This window comes from Pseudaquabacterium terrae, assembly GCF_013266755.1.
GTDB lineage: Bacteria > Pseudomonadota > Gammaproteobacteria > Burkholderiales > Burkholderiaceae_C > Pseudaquabacterium > Pseudaquabacterium terrae.
Genome location: NZ_JABRWJ010000048.1, coordinates 1 through 1,656 on the forward strand (window position 1 = coordinate 1; position 1,656 = coordinate 1,656).

The following is a 1,656-nucleotide window of genomic DNA, read 5'->3' on the forward strand; positions in this document are numbered from 1 at the left end:
GCGGCCCCATTGCGGACGACAGGGGTCGCAATGTCCCAATTCGAGATCCAAATCTCGGCCAAATCGGCTGCCTCCAACCAAATCGGCCGTACAGCTCACCTACCGTGAAACATGCGGGCTAGGTGCCGTTTGATTGAACATGATGTTCGACCGCCGCGAGGCACAGACTGTTTTGACCGAACGTGAGCAGGCTGTGAGCTTCACTTGAATTTGCCCAGCGCCAGGCTTTGTGTTCGTTCGACAGGTGAGGGACCGTTCCTGGCAAGACGCGAGTGTAGAAAACACGTTCGCAGACTTCAGTAGCTTCTGGTCCGTAGAGCGCCCTCCACTCTGGCTTGACAGGAAAGCGTTGCTCGAATACTGCGTACTGGACTTGGGTGATCTCGATTCCTGTCTCTTCGAGTACCTCACGGATGGCCGCTTGCTCGTGTGACTCTTTCTCTTCAAGGGCCCCCGTAATGCCTTGCCAGAAGTCTGGTAGCGACAGTTCCGGACGAGCGTGGCGCTGAAGCAGCAGGAATTCGATCTGGTCTTTGCCAGAGCGAACGAGGAACACTTGTACGGAGTGCGGACGGCGCACGGTAGGCACCTAACGTTTGACATGAGGGGCGGCACAAAGGGCGCGAAGCGGCCTTTGTGACGTCCCCTCGATGGAAGGGTTAGGGCTCGGGTGCGGACCGACCGCCCGCCGACGGGTTGCTGCCTTGACGGCAGCCACACCGCACGCCGCCGCGCGGCGCGAGCGATAGCTGGCGCCTAACCCGGCCTGCAACCCAGGCGCTGCGGTACGCCGCAGGGCCGACGAGCAAGAACTGTGGCTCAAGAGAAAGCCCATGTATTTCCCGAACCTGTGCCGCGCGTTGACGAACCGCGAGGGTACTGGCTTTGCGGCGAACGCTCAACGCTCGCTTGCGGCCACCGCTGCGGAAGGCTGCGCTGATTTGCAGCTTTGAGACCGACGCCCGACGGTGCGCTGGCCGCCGAAGGACGGACAGCCCAGGCCGACCTCGGCGGTGAGCCTCTTTGCGCACGACGGGCGGTGCGCCGGCCGCGTAGACGGACGGCCCAGGCAGACCGAGACCGACGACAGCGGAACGAGCATTGCATGGACGCTGTATAGCCACACGCATTTGCGGCCTGCGAGCCCTAACGTTTGAGGTAACGCGCGGCCGCCAGCGGAGCGCCAGGGCCGCGAGGCAGATGATATGCCTGGGTGCCTCGCGGCCCTGGCGCGTAGCTGGTGGCCGTCGCGTTGACCGAAGGGTTAGGCGTCATTGGGGTTCGCGCGCTGCGGGCCAACAGAATGAACGCGTTCACCGAGTACCTGAGTCCTTCTCGTGCCAAGTGAGCGTGGACCCGAGTTTTTGTTCAACGATGGTTCTCGCCTCTGTGAGAGAGGTGCTTGCACCACCACCAACCCATTGTGGTTGACCCGCCGGGGTGCTGAAGTAGATATAGAAGCATTCGACTTCTTGGTCGTCGGCGATCTCAGGTGGATCTTCGTGGTCACCTGTCCCATAGAGCACGTGATGGCTGACAATCTTGACTGCGCAAGGAGTGTCTCCCGCGTAGAGCCAAGTGCCCGACAGTACTGCCGGCGCGTCTGCGAGGTCGTGGTTCATGACGCCTAACGTTTGAGGTAACGCGCGGCCGCCA

Annotated in this window: 2 protein-coding genes; both read right to left on the minus strand. The window is 61.8% G+C overall.

What is annotated here, in order from left to right; translation table 11 throughout:
- Positions 1–118: 118 nt before the first annotated feature.
- A complete protein-coding gene (locus HLB44_RS36630) occupies positions 119–556 on the minus strand; it encodes an NUDIX domain-containing protein (protein ID WP_173135794.1) in 438 nt (145 codons plus the stop codon).
- A 757-nt stretch (positions 557–1,313) separates the two neighbouring features.
- On the minus strand, positions 1,314–1,656 hold a 343-nt coding region (locus HLB44_RS36635; protein WP_217283951.1), incomplete at its 5' end, for a hypothetical protein.